This window comes from Mesorhizobium waitakense (assembly GCF_056431085.1).
The window spans coordinates 204,839-222,485 of the sequence record NZ_JBWKME010000192.1; the positions used below are offsets into that span (position 1 = coordinate 204,839).

Consider the following 17,647-nt stretch of genomic DNA (forward strand, 5'->3'; position numbering starts at 1 on the left):
CTCACCGCCGCTTCTTCCGAAAACATAATACGCGACAACCGCCAGAATAACGACGACCAGCACAATCAGCCAGGTGCTGCCACCGCCGCTTGGGCGTGGAGCGTTGGTGGACGAATTGAACGGGTCGTTTGGATTCGGTGTGTTCGCCATAAAAGTGTCCTCCGTGGATGAAAAACATCAAACAACAGCCATCAACGCGTTACCGTCGAATGGGTTTCACACTAGTCGAGGAAAACGCCGAAAACGCGACGCCCGGACCCTCCACCACCATGCGGCGACTCAGTTGACAGCGGTGACAGTATAGCCGGCTTTGCGGAAATCCTCGACCAGGCCTTCGGGACCGGGAAGGTGGAGGGCGCCGACCGCCATGAAGGCATTGCCCCTGGCCAGGATCGGCTGGGCATGATCGACCATCACCTTGTTGCGGCTGGTGATCATGGTTTCCTCGAACGCGGCATAGCCTGCGGGGTCGTCCTGCTCATCGGGCATGGCGGCGCGGAACAGCGGCCAGAACATGCCGGTGTCGCCGCGCTGGTAAAGAACGATCATGGTTTCGTTGATGTCGTTGACCTTGTCGCCCAGCTTCAGCGTGTCGACCAGCCCCTTCATGTGAAAGGCCAGTGGCAAAGAGGCCATGGCGCGCAACTGGCTGGCAGCCGTTTCCAGTCCCTCAACCGGCTTGCCGGCGGCCTTGGCACCTTCCGCCAGCTTGACGTCGAGCACCGGGGCGCCGCCGGACTGTCGGGCGAGTTCGCAAGCCGGAAGCGCCATCATGGCCGAGAGCATCCACGGCTTCATCTTGGCGACGGTTGCCGGCGGGATGCCGCGCGCGTCGAGTGCGGCATTCATGGCCGCCGCATCGTCGGGCGACAGCAATGACGACAGCGTCGTAGAGTCGGTGAACATCATCAGGTCCGGCTCCTTGAGCATCGCTGCCATCATCTGTTGCTTGTCGAGCACGTCGGTGGTTTCGATGACGATGGTGGCGGCGGCGTCATAGGCCTTCTGCGCGGCCGGCGGCAGCGCGGTCACGCGCGGGTCGGTCATGTGCATGGTGCCGAACAGGAAGGACGGCTTTTCGCCCGGCTTCTCCAGCTTCCACAGCAGGCCCTTGCCGTTCGGCGTGGCGGCGGCTTCAGTCTCGATCTTCTGATAGGCCGACGGATCGCTCTTCTGCAAGGCAGACAGCATGTCGGCGCCGGTGCAGGTGGGGATCTCGGCATGCGCCCTGCCGGCCGCGAGCAGCAATACGGCGAGGAACGACAGGAAAAACAGGACATTGAGCGCGACAAGCAGCTTCAGCGAGACGGAAGCTGCACGGTCGGCGATGGCGATGACGCGTTTCATGACGCTGTCTTCATATTTGACCATGACCTTTTCCGAAAACCGGGTCCCACTTTTCGGGATCATGGTCAGGTCTAGGCGCAAAAAGCGGCAAAACGGTTAATCGGCACTGCAAAATTGTCTTTGACCGGTCCTAGCTACTCGGCGCAGGCGTTTTGACGGGTCTATTTGCGTTGACCAAACCGCATGCCTTGGTGAATTGGCGAAAACGCCCATCGCTTCGTCATCCTGGGGCGGAGCAAGGAGCGCAGCGACGTCGCGAAGACCCTGGGATCCATGCCGTGACTTCAAAGCGCTGCCACGGTTCAGAATTCTGGTCCGCGGCATTCTTCGGCTGAGATCGCGGTATGGATCCCAGGGTCTTCGCGACGCCGCTGCGCGGCTGCTTCGCCCAGGGATGACGAAATGATCATGCCCTTGGGTGAGCGGCCTCATAAATTTCGAGCAGCCTGGCAGTGTCGACGCCGGTGTAGATCTGCGTCGTCGACAGGCTGGCGTGACCCAGGAGCTCCTGGATCGTGCGCAAATCGCCGCCGCGGCCGAGCAGATGCGTGGCAAAGGAATGGCGTAGCGCATGCGGCGTCGCGGTATCGGGCAGGTTGAGCGCCGAGCGCAGCTTGGCCATGTCGCGCTGGACGATGGCCGGATTGAGCGGGCCGCCGCGCGCGCCGCGAAACAAAAGGCCCTTCGGGTCGAGATGATAGGGGCAGAGCCGGCGGTATTCGGCGATCGCCCGCAGCGCCACTGGCAGCACCGGCACCAGCCGCGTCTTGCCGCCCTTGCCGGTGACGCGCAGCACGGTGTCGGTCGCCAAGGCCAGATCGGCAGCGGCGAGGCCGAGCGCCTCGGAAATCCGCAGGCCGGTGCCGTAGAGCAGCGTCAGCACGGCTGCGTTGCGGGCGGCGATCCACGGCTCTTCCGCCAGTTGGCCTTCGACGGAAACGACATGCTTGGCATCGCTTGCCGTCAGTGGCTTGGGCAGCGATTTGGGCTGGCGCGGCGCGCGCAAGGCTGCCGCACCGGCCGCGTTGACGAGGCCGCGCCGTTCGAGGAACCGCAACAGCGAGCGGATGCCCGCCAGTCCGCGGCCAAGCGTGCGGGCGCCGGCGCCGGCGTTGCGGCGCGCGGCGAGGAAGCCGCGCAGATCGGCTGGGCGCAGATTGGCGATGTCCGAAATGCCGGGCGAGCCGCCACAATGACCGGTGAGGAAATGCAGGAACTGCCGCGTGTCGCGCTCATAGGCCTCGACCGTCTCCGGCGACAGCCGGCGCTCGCGCGCCAGCATCTTCAGCCAGCTTTCACGCGCCGCCTGGAGGTCGGGTTTTGCCGGGATGAGGAATTCCTGCATGGCGTGCTTCCAAACTTTGTTTCATGCATGCCGTTGTCCCAAAACCAGGAGCCACTTTTGGGCGGCATGCATTTGTCTCTATGCATGTCGTCTTCCCAAAACCGGGCTCCACTTTTGGGCGACATGCAGCAGCCGCCATTTTCCGGCAGCCGGGTTAGGAAGCGGTGAAGAGCCATGTCATTGAAATGACAATCGGGGAGCGTTAGAGCAAAGCCAAAGGATATCGCGCCATGAGCAAGCCCCAGAACCCCGTCCAGATGGCCGTGATCGGCGCCGCCCACGGCATCAAGGGCGAATTGCGGGTGAAGACCTTCACCGGTGAGCCGTTGGCGCTGGCCGATTATGGGCCGCTCTATGCCAGGGATGGCCGCGCCTTCCAGATCATCGACATCAGGCCCGCCAACACCGTCGTCGTTGTCCGCTTCAAGGGTGTTGCCGACCGCAACGCCGCCGAGGCGCTCGCCGGCACCGAACTGTTCGTCGACCGTTCGATGCTGCCCGACGATGGCGAGGAGGACGAATTCTACCATGCCGACCTGGTCGGTCTGGAGGTCCGGGACGATGCCGGTGCTGCGATCGGCAAGGTCGTCGCCGTGCACAATTTCGGCGGTGGCGACATTCTCGATGTGACATTGGGCGGGCGCAAGGGCGTGCTGATCCCGTTCACGCAGGCCGCGGTGCCGCAAGTGTCTATCGCCGAGGGCTTTGTCCGCGTCGACCCGGCGGCGGCCGGGCTGCTCGAGGACGAGGATGGCGATGCGCCGCGCGAGGAAGACTTCGACCCGAAGGGCAGGCCGCGCGGACCGCGCGACGCCGGGGGCAACCGGTGACGTTCAAAGCCTCGGTGCTGACGCTTTATCCCGAGATGTTTCCGGGCGCGCTCGGCCTGTCGCTGGCCGGCCGGGCGCTGGAAGGTGGCACATGGTCGCTGGAAGCGATCCAGATCCGAGACTTTGCCACCGACCGCCACCGCACCGTCGACGACACGCCGGCCGGCGGCGGCGCCGGCATGGTGATGCGCGCCGATGTTTTGGCCAGGGCTATCGACCATGCTTCGCCGGAAGGCGACGCGCGGCCGCGGCTGTTGATGAGCCCGCGCGGCAAGCCGTTGACGCAGGTGCGCGTGCGCGACCTCGCCGCCGGACCGGGCGCGGTCATCGTCTGCGGCCGCTTCGAAGGTGTCGACCAGCGGCTGATCGAGGCGCGCGGCCTCGAAGAGGTTTCGATCGGCGATTTCATCCTCTCTGGCGGTGAGCCGGCTGCCCTCGTGCTGCTCGACGCGGTGGTGCGGCTGTTGCCCGGCGTGATGGGCAATGCGGTCTCGGGCGAAGAGGAGAGTTTCGAGAACGGTCTTCTCGAACATCCGCACTACACGCGGCCACAGGAATTCGAGGGACGCGAAATTCCCGAGGTGCTGATCTCAGGCAATCACAAGAAGATCGCCGCTTGGCGGCGGGCTCAATCCGAGGCGCTGACGCAGCAGCGGCGGCCGGACCTGCCCGGCGCTCAGCCTTTGCTGAAATAGTACAAGGCGAGGAACAGGCCGACCGCGACGACGAAGCCGCGCACCACGTTCTGCGGCACGCGCTTGGCGATCCAGACGCCGGCATAGCCACCCAGCGCTCCGCCCGGGATCATGATGATCGCCTGCGGCCAGGCGACGACGCCGCCCGAGACGAAGACGACGATCGCGACCGCGGCGATGACCATGGCCAGCATGTTCTTCAGCGCGTTCAGCCGGTGGTAGTCGCCGGCTTGCGTCAGGCCGAGCGTCGCCAGCATCATCACGCCCATGCCGGCGCCGAAGAAGCCGCCATAGATGGCGGTGAGAAACTGCGCCAGGGAACCGGCCAGCGACCCGACGGCCGCTTCATGCCCCGGTTCTGGCGACGGCTTCAACCATGGCCCGGCGGCGAACAATGCGGTCGCGCTTAGCAGCAGCCACGGCACCAGGGCGCGAAACGACGGATTGTCGAGCGCCAGCAGGATCAGTGCGCCGGCCAGCGCGCCGACCGTCGAGATGAGGCAGAGCAGCAGCGCGCCGCGCCAGAAATGCCGGATGTCGGCCGAGTACGCCAGCGTCGAGGTGATGTAGCCGGGAAATTGCGTCACCGAGGAGGTGGCGTTGGCGACGATCGGCGGCAGGCCGACCAATGTCATGGCGCCGAAGGTGATGAAGGTGCCGCCACCGGCGACCGCATTGGCGGCGCCTGACAGAAAGCCCGCGAGGAAAAGCAGGATGGCGTCGAAGATAGACATGGAATGCCGCCGCAAAAAACTGTGCTGCGCCCGGCTTAGGAAGCTTGCAGGACGGACGCAACCCGGCTCCGGAAGGTTATGATGGTGCCATGCGACCAAAAAAGACTCGGGATCGGGCGTGACAAAGCGTCGAAATAGCTGTATGTGCCCGCCGAACCGGAAGAACAATCTACCGGACCCGTCAACAATGACGGTGTAGTCGCCCCTGCCCGATGTTTCCAGACAAAGGGCATAGCCGAGCGGTCAATGGAACTGCAAGGCGAGTGTCGGACGCTCTGACTGTCGGAAGAACAAGAAGTGGATTTATGAGATGGATATTCTCCGTCAGCTCGAGGCCGAACAGGCCGCCAAGATCGAAGCCAAGCGCAAGCTTCCCGAATTCCAGCCCGGCGACACCGTGCGCGTCCAGGTCCGCGTGACCGAAGGCACCCGCACCCGCGTCCAGGCCTATGAGGGCGTCGTCATCGCCCGCGCCGGCTCCGGCTTCCAGGAGAATTTCACCGTCCGCAAGATCTCCTACGGCGAAGGCGTCGAGCGCGTGTTCCCGGTCTACTCGCCGATGGTCGAAGGCGTCGAGATCGTCCGCCGCGGCAAGGTGCGTCGCGCCAAGCTCTACTATCTGCGCGATCGTCGCGGCAAGTCGGCCCGTATCTCGGAGAACACCGGCGTGCGCGCCCGCAAGCTGAACGATGACGAGCGCGATGCGCTGAACGCCGAGAAGGCCCGCATCGAGGCCGAGAAGGTGGCAGCCGCCGAGGCTCTGGCCGTCGAGACGGCCGCCAAGGAAGCAGCCGAGAAGAAGGCAGCCGCCGAGGCTGAGGCGGCCAAGGCCGCGGAAGCCGCGACCGCCGAATAAGTTTTTCGTCAATCATGTTTATAGAAAAGGCGGCTTCGGCCGCCTTTTTTCGTTTGGTGGGAATTTTGCTTGGCAGGAAATCCGCGATTGACTCGATTTAGATCGTGTACTAAATAATCGTGCACAAGATAAATGGAGACACGAGATGACCGCATTGTATTCCACCGAGGCCCGCGCCCTCGGCGGCCGCGCCGGCCACGTCCAGAGCAGCGATGGCCTGCTCAGCCTCGACCTTGCCATGCCGAAGGAACTTGGCGGCAAGGGCGGCGCCACCAATCCCGAGCAGCTTTTCGCCGCGGGCTATGCCGCCTGCTTCGAAAGCGCCATGCGCTTCATCGCCGGCAAGCAGAAGCTGCCGCTGCAGGATGCCTCGGTGACAGCCAATGTCAGCCTGCATCCCAATGGCCAGGGCGGTTTCCTGCTCGGCGTTTCGCTGGCGGCTGAAACGAAAGGTCTTGATCAGGCGGCGGCGGAAGCGCTTGTATCGGCAGCGCATGAGGTTTGCCCCTATTCCAACGCCATCAAGGGCAACATCGAGGTGGCGCTTTCGGCAACGGCGCTTCCGGCAAAGGCAGCATGACCACCAGAACGACCCCTTCGCACCTGGACATCCCGGCGGATTTCGCCGGGATACCGAAGCTCGACCAGCATCTGTGCTTCGCGCTCTATTCGGCGAGCGGGCTGATGACACGGCTCTACCGGCCGCTGCTCGAGCCGCTCGGCCTGACCTACCCGCAATATCTGACCATGCTGGCACTGTGGGAACATGCACCGCGCACGGTCGGCGAACTTGGCGACGCGCTGGGGCTCGATTCGGCAACGCTGACGCCGCTTCTGAAGCGCCTGGAAGCGAACGGCCTGGTCACGCGCCGGCGCGATGCCGCCGACGAACGCCGGGTGCTGGTCGAACCGACGCCTCAGGGCAAAGCACTGCGCGAGGGCGCCAAGGCGGTGTCGGCCGCGATGCGGTGCCATTCGCCGCTCGACGGCGACGAGCTGAAATCCCTGCATCGCTCCCTGACCCGGCTGATCGACGGTTTGCGGGAAGCGAGCGCCGATTGACGGGACACCACGGCGATCATCCAGGAATCTCCGGATAGAAGGCAATGGAATCCGTTTTCACGTGCGCCGACGCAGTGGACCGTCTTGCATGACGCTTGCGGAAAGCTAAAGTCGGCGCCGGATTTTCCTGCAAGCCCGGCCGATGTCCGGGCGCTTTCACTTCCGGGGAGTGTGTCATGACCAAATCGAAACTGCTGCTGGCCGGCCTGCTTGCCCTCATGCTGACGCCCGTTGCCGCCTTGGCGCAGGCGCTGCCCGATCTCGCCGGCAAAAAGGTGGTGGTGGTGACCGAAAACGCCTATCCGCCGCTGCAGTTCATCGATGCCAAGACGGGAAAACAGATCGGCTGGGAATATGATGCGATGAACGAGATCGCCAAGCGGCTGAACTTCACCGTCGAGTACCAGAACACCTCCTGGGACACGATGATCCAGGCGGTTTCCGACAACCAGTACAATATCGGCATGACCGGCATCACCATCAAGGACGACCGTAAGCAGAAGGTCGACTTCTCCGACCCCTATATGCGCTCGGAACAGTTCATGCTGGTGCGCGGCGACGAAAGCCGCTTCACGGACGCCAAGACCTTCGGCGCCTTCAAGGACGGGCTGATCGGCGCCCAGGCCGGCACGACGCCCTTCTACACCGCCGTCTACGGCGTGCTCGACGGCAATGAGCAGAATCCGCGCATCAAACTGTTCGAGACTTTTGGTGCGACGGTGCAGGCGTTGAAGTCCGGCGACGTCGATGTCGTCCTGACCGACGGTACCGCGGGCAAGGGCTATGTCGATGCCTCCGACGGCAAGCTGAAGCTGATCGGCGGGCCGCTGGGCACCGAGGATTTCGGGTTTATCTTTCCGAAGGGCTCCGATCTGGTGAAGCCAGTCAACGCCGCAATCGCGGCGCTCAAGGCCGATGGCACGTTCGACACGCTCAACAAGAAATGGTTCCTTGATTACAAGATGGGGCAGTAACCCCTCTTGTTGAGCGCATTGCATACTGATGGCGCGGTAATTCTCGCGCTGACTCTTCGCTTCGCCGGCTTCGCCTGATGCAGGCCCCTTCTACCTCAAAATCCGACTTCCCCTGGTGGCTGGTCGTGGCCGTGGCCATCGCGATTGCGGTGGCCGTCTTCGTCGCAACCAGCAACCTCTACGCCCAGGTTTTCGCCACCGTCGCCAAGGGCATCGGCATCACCGTCTTCGTCACCGTGATCGCCTTCGTGCTGGCTTCCGCCATCGGCCTCGGCATCGCGCTGATGGGGCTGTCGGGCTCGCGCTGGCTACGCCAGATCGCCCGCTTCTATGTCGAGATCATCCGTGGCGTGCCGATCCTGGTGCTGTTGTTCTGGATAGCCTTCGTCGGCGCGCCGGCCTTCGTCGCGGGCTGGAATGCCCTGACCGCACCGCTGCAGAATGCCGGCCTGCTCGGCGAATTGCTGGTGCGCGACGTGTCGCTCTTGTGGCGCGCCATCATGGCGCTGACCATCGGCTATTCGGCGTTCATCTCGGAGGTCTTTCGCGCCGGCATCCAGGCCGTCGAGAGGGGCCAGATCGAGGCCGCGAAGGCGCTCGGCCTGACACGCGCTCAACGTTTCCGGCTGATCGTGTTTCCGCAGGCGATCCGCACCATCCTGCCGCCGCTCGGCAATGATTTCGTCGCTCTGGTCAAGGATTCCTCGCTGGTCTCGGTGCTCGGCGTCGCCGACATCACGCAGATGGGCAAGGTCTATGCCGCCGGCTCGTTCCGCTTCTTCGAGACCTATTCGATCGTCGCCTACATCTATCTCATCCTGACCGTTGGCCTTTCCCTGGCACTGCGGGCGCTGGAACGGCGGTTGCGCCGCCAGCACGAAGAATAGTTTTTGAACGAAGACGGCGCTACGATCATTGTCGGCATATCCCGTCGAGGAGGTCACATGAACGTCGACAAAGCCAATGCGGCGCTGGATTCCGTCTATACGGCCGACACGCCGGAAGCGCTGGCCGGGGCCTATGCCGCATGGGCCGCGACCTATGACAGCGAGACCGCTTCGCTCGGTTATCTCCTGCCTTTCCTGATCACCGCCTGGGTGGCCCGCCACGTGCCGGCGGGCGAAGGGCCGCTGCTCGATGCCGGCTGCGGCACCGGTCTCTCTGGACCGTCGCTGCAGGCGCTGGGCTACCGCGACATTGCCGGGCTCGACCTCTCCGACGACATGCTGAAAATCGCCCGCAGCCGCGATGCCTACACCGACCTTAAAAAGGCGATGCTGGGCGGGCCGCTGCCGTGGCCGGACGGCCATTTCCGCGCCTTCTTCTCAACCGGCGTTTTCACCATCAGCCATGCGCCGGCCTCTGGCCTGCGTGAGCTGGTGCGCATCACCCGGAAGGGCGGCCACGCCATCTTCACCGTGCGCGACCAGGTTTTTGCGAGCGGCAACTTCCAGGCCGTTTTCGATGAGCTGGAGCAGGCGAAAAAATGGCGGCCGGTCGAGCAAAGCCCATGGTTCCGCTGCTACGCGATCGCCGAGCCTGATGCGCTGGTGAAGACCTTTGTCTTTGAGGTGATGTGAGGGGAGAGCCGCGCCTGAGCCATTGGACCAGCCAATTGCCGAAAGGCGAAAACATTGGTATGAGCCACGCCATGGAAGAGCTTTTTGGCAATCCGGCCTATAAGGGGTTCGTGCTGCAGGACAGAAAACGCCTGCCGTCGCGTTTCTCCGCGCGCGTCTCCGGCGCGCTGACCAGCCGACTACCCTAGGCCGACCTGTCCAGGTCGTTTCGCCGGACTGATGGTCCGGCATCTGCTCCTTCCCATTCTCATATCGACGGATTTACGCACATGAGCGCACCGCGCACCCTCTACGACAAGATTTTCGACGACCATGTCGTCGACCGCCAGGACGACGGCACCTGCCTGCTCTACATCGACCGCCACCTCGTCCATGAAGTGACCAGCCCGCAGGCCTTCGAAGGCTTGCGCCTGAGCGGCCGCAAGGTCCGGCATCCGGAAAAGACGCTGGCCGTGGTCGATCACAATGTCTCGACCTCGCCCGAGCGCAAGTTCGGCATCAAGAACGAGGAAAGCCGCATCCAGGTCGAGGCGCTGGCCAAGAATGCCAAGGATTTCGGCGTCGAGTATTATTCGGAAAACGATATCCGCCAGGGCATCGTCCACATCATCGGCCCGGAGCAGGGCTTTACGCTGCCCGGCATGACCATCGTCTGCGGTGACAGCCACACCTCGACCCACGGTGCCTTCGGCGCGCTGGCGCATGGCATCGGTACGTCCGAGGTCGAGCACGTGCTGGCGACGCAGACGCTGATCCAGCGCAAGGCCAAGAACATGCTGGTGCGTGTCGATGGCCAGTTGCCTGAAGGCGTCACCGCCAAGGACATCATCCTCGCCATCATTGGCGAGATCGGTACCGCCGGCGGCACCGGCTATGTCATCGAATATGCCGGCGAGGCGATCCGCTCGCTGTCGATGGAAGGCCGCATGACGATCTGCAACATGTCGATCGAGGGCGGCGCGCGCGCCGGCCTGATCGCCGCCGACGAGACGACCTTCGCCTATGTCAAGGACAAGCCGCGTGCGCCGAAGGGCGCGGCCTGGGATGCGGCGCTCGAATACTGGAAGACGCTGCAGTCCGATGAGGGCGCTCATTTCGACAAAGTGATCGTGCTCGACGCGGCCAAGCTGCCGCCGATCGTTTCCTGGGGCTCCTCGCCCGAGGATGTCGTGTCCGTGCAAGGCATCGTACCGAACCCGGACGATATCTCGGATGAAAACAAGCGCACCTCCAAGCAGCGCGCGCTCGACTATATGGGGCTGACGCCTGGCACCAGGATCACCGACATCACGCTCGATCGCGTCTTCATCGGTTCCTGCACCAATGGCCGCATCGAGGACCTGCGCGCCGTCGCCAAGGTGGTCGAAGGCAAGACGGTCAGTCCGCATGTCGATGCGATGATCGTGCCCGGCTCCGGCCTGGTCAAGGAACAAGCGGAAGCCGAAGGCCTCGACAAGATCTTCGTCGCCGCCGGCTTCGACTGGCGCGAGCCGGGCTGCTCGATGTGCCTTGCCATGAACGACGATCGGCTGAAGCCGCATGAACGCTGCGCCTCGACCTCGAACCGCAATTTCGAAGGCCGGCAAGGCTTCAAGGGCCGCACCCACCTGGTGTCGCCGGCGATGGCGGCGGCGGCGGCGATCGCCGGCCACTTCGTCGATATCCGCGAGTGGAAATAACGCTGGAGCCTTCGGCTTCTAATGCATGCCAGACCCCGGACCGCCTTGCGGCTCCGGGGTCTTTTTCATCCGCTCCGTTGCATATTCAGCTTTCGCTTAACTGCTTGTTTGGGCTTGCACCCTAAGGTCTTCCCTGACGTAAGCGAGGGGAAGTCACAGTCCTTTGGACACCGGCCTGTTGATAGCGCTGCTCAATCCGACGATCGCGCTGGCACTCGGCGCGGCCTTCCTCGTGCTATGGTCCTATCAACGCCACCGCCCATATCTCGCCGTGCTGGCGATCAGCTACGGTCTCTCGGCGGTCGGCTTCCTGCTGCAGTATTTCACCTTGCCCTTCGGCATGCAGCTGACCAAACTGACGTCGAACATCTGCTTCACCGTTGCCAGCTGCTGTTTGTCCAGCGCCATCATCCACCGCTATGGTCGCATGGTGCCCTATGTCGGGATCGGCGTACTGGCCGGCTGTGGCCTGGCGTCGTTTTGTTGGTTCCTGTTCGTCGCCCCGGATCTCACCTGGCGCATCCTGGCGATGAATTTCGCTTTCGGCGGGATCAGTCTTCTGGTCGCCGCCGAACTGCGCCCGGTTCGCCGCAACGGCCCGACCGAAAACATCCTGTTCGCGCTGTCGCTGCTGTCGGGCCTGAACTTCTTCGTGCGCACCCTTGTCGTCGTCATAGCGCACGGACCCTTCACCAGCTATGACGGCTTCTATGCCTCGTCCTACTGGACGACGGCGCTGCTGTCGCATGCTCTGCTGTCGCTGCTGATTGCGCTCTGCCTGTTCTCCGCCGCGGCACTTGATGTGATGAAGGCGCTGAAGACCGAGACCTATACCGACCCGCTGTCGGGTCTTCTCAATCGCCGCGGCTTCGAGGAGCGGGGCATGCAGCTGTTGCGGCACTGCGCAACGGCCCGCTTCCCGGTCGCGCTGGTGCTGGCCGACCTCGATCATTTCAAGGCGCTCAACGATGTACACGGGCATGCGGCCGGCGACCGCGTGATCGCCGATTTCGCCAGCAAGCTTCGATTGGCCGCCGGGACGCGCGGCGTTGCCGGGCGTATCGGCGGCGAAGAGTTTGCCGTGCTGCTGCCGTTGAGCGATCTCGCCGCCGCGCGGCTGTTCGCCGAGGCCGTGCGCACCGTCTATTCGGCCGGCCAGGTCGACGGGCTTCCTGCCGGCACCAAGGTGACAGCCAGCTTCGGCGTGGCGGCCCGCAGCGGCGACGAGGCGCTGGAGCCGCTGATGCGCCGTGCCGACGATGCGCTCTACAAGGCCAAGAAGAATGGCCGCGACAGCGTGCGCCTGTCCTACGAGCGCCCGGAAACGGTGTTCGTGCCGGAGCCACTCAAGGTGGGCTGATCCCGCCCGGCTGGGCCAGCGTTAACGTCTTCTTCGCCGCTCGATGCTTAGCTGTCGGCGCGGGTTCGGGAAGACTATGAGCGGCGCCAATTTCATCCTGTTGATCAATGTGTCGGTCGCCGGCCTGTTGGCGGCGTCTTTCATCGCGGTCGCATTGCATGAGGCCGGCCGCGCCGCGCCGCGCTGGCTGGCGTTCGGCTATCTGCTGGGTATGGTGTATTTCGCCATCGAATTCAGCATCCCCGCCTTCGACAACGCGCGGCCGGTGGTCGTCGCCGCCTTCGCGGTGTTCCTTGGCGCCACCATCGCCTTCAATGGCGGGCTGGCGCACAAATACGGCGTGTCGCCGCCGTGGAAGCAGATGCTGTTCTTCCTCGTCGCCACCTCTGTCGCGGTGTATTTCGTGCAGGGCCTGCCGCGCCAGTCGCTGGCCCGCATGATGGCCTACCAGCTTCCCTATGCGGTCATGCAGTTCATCGGTCTCGTGATCGTGTGGTCGTCGCGGCAAAGGCACGCCCGTCTCGACCGCATCCTGATGGCGGTGCTAGCGGCCAGCGGGCTGCAGTTTGCCTCAAAGCCGTTCATCGCGCATGCGCTCGGCGGCTGGGGCGCCAACCCGCAGGCCTATCTGCAAAGCAACTACGCGCTGGTGTCTCAGTCGCTCGGCACCGTCTTTGGCTTGGCGCTGGCGCTGCTGATTCTGGCCATCCTGGTTCGCGACGTGCTCGCCGAGGTGACGTCGAGGTCGGAGACGGACACGCTTTCGCGCCTGCTCAACCGCGGCGGCTTCGCCCGCCACGCTGAGCAGGCAGTGCTGGGCGCCGTGCGGCAAGGCGTGCCGGTCGCGCTGGTCATCGCCGACCTCGATCATTTCAAGAGCGTCAACGACAGCTTCGGCCATGCGTCCGGCGACCGGGTGATCGAGACCTTTGCCGGTTTCCTGCGCGAGGCCGCCGCCGGCCACCATGTCGCCGGCCGCATCGGCGGCGAGGAGTTCGCCATCATCCTGCCGGGAACCAACCTTGCCGCCGCCCGGCTGTTCGCCGAGGGCGCGCGCAGCGCTTTCAGCGCGCTGCCCATCGATGGACTGCCGGTGGACAATCGCTGCACGGCAAGCTTCGGCGTCGCCGAGCTTCATCCGAGCGAAGATTTTGCCGGTCTGATGCGGCGCGCCGACCAGGCACTTTACCAGGCGAAGAATGCCGGGCGCGATTGTGTGCGTGTCTCCGCCGGGCCGGCCGGCGGAAGAGAGATTACAGCCGGCGCTGGTTAGATCCGCATCACTGGCAGGGGCTGAGCTCGGGCATCTCGCCATCAGCAAGCCCGTACATATAGCTGCGCCCTTTCACGAACACCGGCGGCCGGTAACAATCGCCGGAGCCGGTGATTTCGTCCGATTCATTCTCATAGATCACCTTGGGCTGGCCGGCGCTGGTGTAGTCGGACAGCTGCTTGGCCAATTTGCCTTCGCCGACCAGGATGCGCTTGTAGCCGGCGGCGCTGTCGATGACGAGATTGCCGAGCGAATCGGCGTAGACGCGGTCGTGGTGGCGTGCGCCGGCGAGCGCTGGCGCCGCCAGGCCAACGACGGAAGCCGCCACGATGAGCGCCGCAAGGCGCATTCTTTCCGAGTTCGAACGCATGGCGTCCTCCTTGCTTAGAGGAAAGCCTCCTCGAATCAGAAATTAACCTTTTCTTAACCTTTGTTAAGAGGCCGGCGCGTTTCGCGGCGATGTCTCGGTAAACATGGTTAATATCCGACTGGGTGGAAAACCCGGTGGCCATCTTTCGGCCATGCTTGGCCGCACCATCGCGGCCGGCGTCAAGCTCGGCGTCTGACGATCTTGATCTTGGCAACGCATCGTGGCCAGTTTGCCGCGCGGGAGGGACAGCATATGGCGCCAGGCCGGACGTTTCGGGTGACGCTTGTCCTGTTGCCGCTTCTGGTCGCCATGGCCTGCGTGCCGCAGAATGATCCTCCGAGAGCCGGCAACAGGGCCGCTACGTCGTTCTCGCTGGCGCCTGCCGCCTCGGCGGGCGGCGCCGTCACCGACATGACCTCGCCGCAGCCGCGCACCGCGACCTACAGTTGCGCCGATGGCGGCAGGATGACCATCGAGAATCTCGGCACCTCGGTGCATGTTCTCGGGTCCGACGGTACCAGCGAAGATCTGCAGGCCTCGCCGGCCAACCAGAACAGCCGTTACCAGCAGGCGCATGACGCGATTGTGATCGATGGCCGCGAAGCGCTGGTCATGAAGGCTGGGTCGACGCCGGTGACCTGTAAGCGCTGACTTGGGGGCCATGTCGGACCGGTATGTTGCACTGCAGCAATAGCGAGCCGGCTTCGGCCCAATCACCGCTAATCGATTGAAGCCTGCGCCTGCCTTTTAGTCAGACTAAATTACGTTTTCGAAACGGTTTTCTGGCTTTGACGCGGTGCAAAAAGAGCATTAGAAACCGGCTGTCCGAAGTCGCATCCGGAAGCGGCAGTGCCGCATTTCCACCTGAGGCTCCAGGGACGCCGAACTGGGGGAGCCATGAGCAAATCACCAGCCACCCGCGCAAGACCGCTTTCGCCGCACCTGACCGTGTACCGGCCGCCGATCACCATGACGATGTCGATCATCCATCGCATCACCGGCGGCGCGCTCTATTTCGGCACGCTGCTGGTCGCCATATGGCTGATGGCGGCGGCAAGCTCGCAGCCGACGTTCGACTGGGTCAACTGGGCCTTCGGCACCTGGCTCGGCCGGCTCATCCTGTTCGGCTACACCTGGGCGCTGATGCACCACATGCTGGGTGGCGTGCGTCACCTGGTCTGGGACACCGGCGCCGGCCTCGAGAAGCACACGGCCTCGAAGATCGCTTGGGCGACGCTGGCCGGCTCGGTCCTGCTCACGCTGCTGATCTGGATCGCCGGCTATATGGCGCGGGGAGCCTGATCATGAGCACTGGCAAGACCGACATGCGCACGCCGCTGGCGAAAGTCCGCGGCCTGGGTTCCGCCCGCGAGGGCACCGGGCATTTCTGGCGCCAGCGCCTCACTGCCATCGCCAACATCCCGCTGACGCTGTTCTTCGTCGGTTTCCTGACCGCGCTCAACGGCGGCGGCTACGTTGAGGTGCGGGCATCGCTCGCCAATCCGTTCGTGGCGCTGGTGCTGGCCCTGGTGCTCATCTCCGGCCTCATCCACATGCGGCTCGGCATGCAGGTGATCATCGAGGATTACGTGCATGGCGAAGGCATGAAACTGGCGCTGATCGCGCTCAATACATTTTTCACCATAGCGGTCGGCGTCGCCTCGATCTTCGCCCTGCTCAAGCTGACATTCGGAGGCTGAGTTGGCCAAGGACGCAAAAGGAGCCAACACCGGTTCCGCTTACACCTATGTCGACCACAAATTCGACGTCGTGGTCGTCGGCGCCGGCGGCGCCGGCCTGCGCGCCACGCTCGGCATGGCCGAACAAGGCTTGCGCACCGCCTGCATCACCAAGGTGTTCCCGACCCGCTCGCACACGGTGGCGGCGCAAGGCGGCATTGCCGCTTCGCTATCCAACATGGGGCCCGATTCCTGGCAGTGGCATATGTACGACACCGTCAAGGGCTCGGACTGGCTGGGCGATGTCGACGCCATGGAATATCTGGTGCGCGAGGCGCCGGCGGCGGTCTACGAGCTCGAGCACTATGGCGTGCCGTTCTCGCGCACCGAGGAGGGCAAGATCTACCAGCGGCCGTTCGGCGGCCACATGATGAATTACGGCGAGGGCCCGCCGGTGCAGCGCACCTGCGCGGCTGCCGACCGCACCGGCCACGCCATCCTGCACACGCTCTACGGCCAGTCGCTGAAGAACAACGCCCAGTTCTTCATCGAGTATTTCGCGCTTGACCTGATCATGGAGCCGGACGGTACCTGCACCGGCGTCGTCGCCTGGAACCTCGACGACGGCACCATCCACCGCTTCTCGGCCAAGATGGTGGTGCTGGCGACCGGCGGCTATGGCCGCTCCTATTTCTCGGCGACTTCGGCGCACACCTGCACCGGCGACGGTGGCGGCATGGCGGCACGCGCCGGCTTCCCGCTGCAGGACATGGAGTTCGTGCAGTTCCATCCGACCGGCATCTACGGCGCCGGCTGCCTGATCACCGAAGGCGCGCGCGGCGAGGGTGGCTATCTCGTCAACTCCGAGGGCGAGCGCTTCATGGAGCGCTACGCGCCGTCGGCCAAGGACCTTGCTTCGCGCGACGTCGTCTCGCGCTGCATGACGCTGGAGATCCGCGAAGGGCGCGGCGTCGGCCCGAAGAAGGACCACATCTTCCTGCACCTCGACCATCTCGATCCGGCCGTGCTGCACGAGCGGCTGCCGGGCATTTCGGAATCGGCAAAGATCTTTGCCGGCGTCGACCTGACCAAGGAGCCGATCCCGGTGCTGCCGACCGTGCACTACAATATGGGCGGCGTGCCGACCAACTACTGGGGCGAGGTGCTCAACCCGACACCAAGGAGCCCGGACAAGGTGTCGCCCGGCCTGATGGCGGTCGGCGAGGCGGGCTGCGCCTCGGTGCATGGCGCCAACCGGCTGGGTTCGAACTCGTTGATCGACCTGGTGGTGTTCGGCCGCGCGGCCGCGATCCGAGCCGGCCAGGTCATCGACCGCAAGTCGGCGATCCCGGCGCCCAACGAAGCCTCTGTCGAAAAGATCATGGGCCGATTCGACCGCCTGCGCCACGCCAACGGCTCGACGCCGACGGCAAGCTTGCGTGAGAAAATGCAGCGGGCGATGCAGGAAGACGCGGCGGTGTTCCGCACGCAGGAATCGCTGGAGAATGGCTGCAAGCGCATTTCGGAAATCTGGACCGAGCTCAAGGACATAAAGGTGTTCGACCGTTCGATGATCTGGAACTCCGACCTGGTCGAGACGCTGGAACTGGAAAACCTGATGGCCAACGCCATCACAACGGTCTACAGCGCCGAGGCGCGCAAGGAGAGCCGCGGGGCGCATGCGCGGGAAGACTTTTCGGCACGCGACGACACGGCCTGGCGCAAGCATACGCTGGCCCGGCTCAGCGAAGACGGCAAGGTGACGCTGTCCTACCGGCCGGTGCATACCGAGCCGCTGCTGGCGGAAAAGGACGGCGGCATCAGTCTCGCCAAGATCGCGCCGAAGGCCAGGGTGTACTGACC

At 64.2% G+C, this 17,647-nt stretch carries 19 protein-coding genes; 15 read left to right on the forward strand and 4 right to left on the reverse strand.

Annotated elements, in window-relative coordinates; translation table 11 throughout:
* Positions 1-279 precede the first annotated feature (279 nt).
* Entirely contained in the window at positions 280-1,347 is a 1,068-nt protein-coding gene (locus AC07FD_RS35510) for a TraB/GumN family protein (protein WP_457150756.1), read from the reverse strand.
* Positions 1,348-1,753: 406 nt separating this feature from the next.
* Positions 1,754-2,692 (reverse strand): tyrosine recombinase XerC, encoded by a 939-nt coding sequence (locus AC07FD_RS35515; protein WP_478353611.1) that lies wholly within the window; start codon positions 2,690-2,692, stop codon positions 1,754-1,756.
* 230 nt (positions 2,693-2,922) lie between these two features.
* On the opposite strand from AC07FD_RS35515, the gene rimM reads away from it, so the two are divergent.
* Both rimM and trmD read left to right on the forward strand, forming a co-directional pair.
* Positions 2,923-3,522 (forward strand): ribosome maturation factor RimM, encoded by a 600-nt coding sequence (gene rimM, locus AC07FD_RS35520; protein WP_478353612.1) that lies wholly within the window; start codon positions 2,923-2,925, stop codon positions 3,520-3,522.
* Positions 3,519-4,217, forward strand: coding sequence for a tRNA (guanosine(37)-N1)-methyltransferase TrmD (gene trmD, locus AC07FD_RS35525; protein ID WP_478353613.1), 699 nt, complete (start codon positions 3,519-3,521; stop codon positions 4,215-4,217). Before rimM ends, trmD begins: the two co-directional genes overlap by 4 nt.
* Here the strand turns inward: trmD and AC07FD_RS35530 are convergent.
* The gene (locus tag AC07FD_RS35530) at positions 4,199-4,951 is read right to left on the reverse strand and encodes a sulfite exporter TauE/SafE family protein (protein ID WP_478353614.1); all 753 of its coding nucleotides are present in this window, start codon (positions 4,949-4,951) and stop codon (positions 4,199-4,201) included. The two genes, trmD and AC07FD_RS35530, sit on opposite strands and share 19 nt — an antisense overlap.
* 310 nt (positions 4,952-5,261) lie before the next feature.
* Between AC07FD_RS35530 and rplS the strand changes: the two genes are divergently transcribed.
* From rplS to AC07FD_RS35575, 9 genes are all read left to right on the forward strand, one after another.
* The gene (rplS, locus tag AC07FD_RS35535; protein ID WP_184872592.1) at positions 5,262-5,807 is read left to right on the forward strand and encodes a 50S ribosomal protein L19; all 546 of its coding nucleotides are present in this window, start codon (positions 5,262-5,264) and stop codon (positions 5,805-5,807) included.
* 145 nt (positions 5,808-5,952) lie between these two features.
* Positions 5,953-6,387, forward strand: coding sequence for an organic hydroperoxide resistance protein (locus tag AC07FD_RS35540; RefSeq protein ID WP_478353615.1), 435 nt, complete (start codon positions 5,953-5,955; stop codon positions 6,385-6,387).
* Positions 6,384-6,869, forward strand: a complete 486-nt coding sequence (locus AC07FD_RS35545) for a MarR family winged helix-turn-helix transcriptional regulator (RefSeq protein ID WP_478353616.1) — start codon at positions 6,384-6,386, stop codon at positions 6,867-6,869. Before AC07FD_RS35540 ends, AC07FD_RS35545 begins: the two co-directional genes overlap by 4 nt.
* A gap of 176 nt (positions 6,870-7,045) precedes the next feature.
* On the forward strand, positions 7,046-7,843 hold the full coding sequence (locus tag AC07FD_RS35550) for a transporter substrate-binding domain-containing protein (protein WP_478353617.1): 798 nt from the start codon (positions 7,046-7,048) through the stop codon (positions 7,841-7,843).
* A 77-nt stretch (positions 7,844-7,920) separates the two neighbouring features.
* A complete protein-coding gene (locus AC07FD_RS35555; RefSeq protein ID WP_478353618.1) occupies positions 7,921-8,730 on the forward strand; it encodes an amino acid ABC transporter permease in 810 nt (269 codons plus the stop codon).
* A 57-nt stretch (positions 8,731-8,787) separates the two neighbouring features.
* A complete protein-coding gene (locus AC07FD_RS35560) occupies positions 8,788-9,423 on the forward strand; it encodes a class I SAM-dependent DNA methyltransferase (protein ID WP_478353619.1) in 636 nt (211 codons plus the stop codon).
* A gap of 269 nt (positions 9,424-9,692) precedes the next feature.
* A complete protein-coding gene (gene leuC / locus AC07FD_RS35565; RefSeq protein ID WP_478353620.1) occupies positions 9,693-11,102 on the forward strand; it encodes a 3-isopropylmalate dehydratase large subunit in 1,410 nt (469 codons plus the stop codon).
* A 163-nt stretch (positions 11,103-11,265) separates the two neighbouring features.
* The gene (locus AC07FD_RS35570; RefSeq protein WP_478353621.1) at positions 11,266-12,462 is read left to right on the forward strand and encodes a GGDEF domain-containing protein; all 1,197 of its coding nucleotides are present in this window, start codon (positions 11,266-11,268) and stop codon (positions 12,460-12,462) included.
* 76 nt (positions 12,463-12,538) lie between these two features.
* Entirely contained in the window at positions 12,539-13,735 is a 1,197-nt protein-coding gene (locus tag AC07FD_RS35575; RefSeq protein ID WP_478353622.1) for a GGDEF domain-containing protein, read from the forward strand.
* 7 nt (positions 13,736-13,742) lie between these two features.
* On the opposite strand, the gene AC07FD_RS35580 is transcribed toward AC07FD_RS35575, so the two are convergent.
* The gene (locus AC07FD_RS35580; protein WP_457150749.1) at positions 13,743-14,105 is read right to left on the reverse strand and encodes a hypothetical protein; all 363 of its coding nucleotides are present in this window, start codon (positions 14,103-14,105) and stop codon (positions 13,743-13,745) included.
* A 252-nt stretch (positions 14,106-14,357) separates the two neighbouring features.
* Between AC07FD_RS35580 and AC07FD_RS35585 the strand changes: the two genes are divergently transcribed.
* From AC07FD_RS35585 to sdhA, 4 genes are all read left to right on the forward strand, one after another.
* Positions 14,358-14,756, forward strand: a complete 399-nt coding sequence (locus AC07FD_RS35585; RefSeq protein ID WP_478353623.1) for a hypothetical protein — start codon at positions 14,358-14,360, stop codon at positions 14,754-14,756.
* Between the two features lie 246 nt (positions 14,757-15,002).
* Positions 15,003-15,407, forward strand: coding sequence for a succinate dehydrogenase, cytochrome b556 subunit (gene sdhC / locus AC07FD_RS35590; protein ID WP_457150751.1), 405 nt, complete (start codon positions 15,003-15,005; stop codon positions 15,405-15,407).
* Between the two features lie 2 nt (positions 15,408-15,409).
* Complete coding sequence (sdhD, locus tag AC07FD_RS35595) at positions 15,410-15,805, forward strand: succinate dehydrogenase, hydrophobic membrane anchor protein (RefSeq protein WP_478353624.1); 396 nt, start codon at positions 15,410-15,412, stop codon at positions 15,803-15,805.
* 1 nt (position 15,806) lies between these two features.
* A complete protein-coding gene (sdhA, locus tag AC07FD_RS35600) occupies positions 15,807-17,645 on the forward strand; it encodes a succinate dehydrogenase flavoprotein subunit (RefSeq protein WP_478353625.1) in 1,839 nt (612 codons plus the stop codon).
* Positions 17,646-17,647 lie beyond the last annotated feature (2 nt).

What these genes read in the sequence shown, in the direction of transcription:
- sdhD (WP_478353624.1), top strand. Translation starts at nt 15,410, where the DNA reads ATGAGCACTGGCAAGACCGACATGCGCACGCCGCTGGCGAAAGTCCGC.
- AC07FD_RS35515 (WP_478353611.1), bottom strand. Translation starts at nt 2,692, where the DNA reads ATGCAGGAATTCCTCATCCCGGCAAAACCCGACCTCCAGGCGGCGCGT.
- AC07FD_RS35550 (WP_478353617.1), top strand. Translation starts at nt 7,046, where the DNA reads ATGACCAAATCGAAACTGCTGCTGGCCGGCCTGCTTGCCCTCATGCTG.
- AC07FD_RS35540 (WP_478353615.1), top strand. Translation starts at nt 5,953, where the DNA reads ATGACCGCATTGTATTCCACCGAGGCCCGCGCCCTCGGCGGCCGCGCC.
- AC07FD_RS35555 (WP_478353618.1), top strand. Translation starts at nt 7,921, where the DNA reads ATGCAGGCCCCTTCTACCTCAAAATCCGACTTCCCCTGGTGGCTGGTC.
- rplS (WP_184872592.1), top strand. Translation starts at nt 5,262, where the DNA reads ATGGATATTCTCCGTCAGCTCGAGGCCGAACAGGCCGCCAAGATCGAA.
- AC07FD_RS35580 (WP_457150749.1), bottom strand. Translation starts at nt 14,105, where the DNA reads ATGCGTTCGAACTCGGAAAGAATGCGCCTTGCGGCGCTCATCGTGGCG.
- AC07FD_RS35585 (WP_478353623.1), top strand. Translation starts at nt 14,358, where the DNA reads ATGGCGCCAGGCCGGACGTTTCGGGTGACGCTTGTCCTGTTGCCGCTT.
- AC07FD_RS35510 (WP_457150756.1), bottom strand. Translation starts at nt 1,347, where the DNA reads ATGAAACGCGTCATCGCCATCGCCGACCGTGCAGCTTCCGTCTCGCTG.
- rimM (WP_478353612.1), top strand. Translation starts at nt 2,923, where the DNA reads ATGAGCAAGCCCCAGAACCCCGTCCAGATGGCCGTGATCGGCGCCGCC.
- AC07FD_RS35560 (WP_478353619.1), top strand. Translation starts at nt 8,788, where the DNA reads ATGAACGTCGACAAAGCCAATGCGGCGCTGGATTCCGTCTATACGGCC.
- leuC (WP_478353620.1), top strand. Translation starts at nt 9,693, where the DNA reads ATGAGCGCACCGCGCACCCTCTACGACAAGATTTTCGACGACCATGTC.
- AC07FD_RS35575 (WP_478353622.1), top strand. Translation starts at nt 12,539, where the DNA reads ATGAGCGGCGCCAATTTCATCCTGTTGATCAATGTGTCGGTCGCCGGC.
- sdhC (WP_457150751.1), top strand. Translation starts at nt 15,003, where the DNA reads ATGAGCAAATCACCAGCCACCCGCGCAAGACCGCTTTCGCCGCACCTG.
- AC07FD_RS35530 (WP_478353614.1), bottom strand. Translation starts at nt 4,951, where the DNA reads ATGTCTATCTTCGACGCCATCCTGCTTTTCCTCGCGGGCTTTCTGTCA.
- AC07FD_RS35545 (WP_478353616.1), top strand. Translation starts at nt 6,384, where the DNA reads ATGACCACCAGAACGACCCCTTCGCACCTGGACATCCCGGCGGATTTC.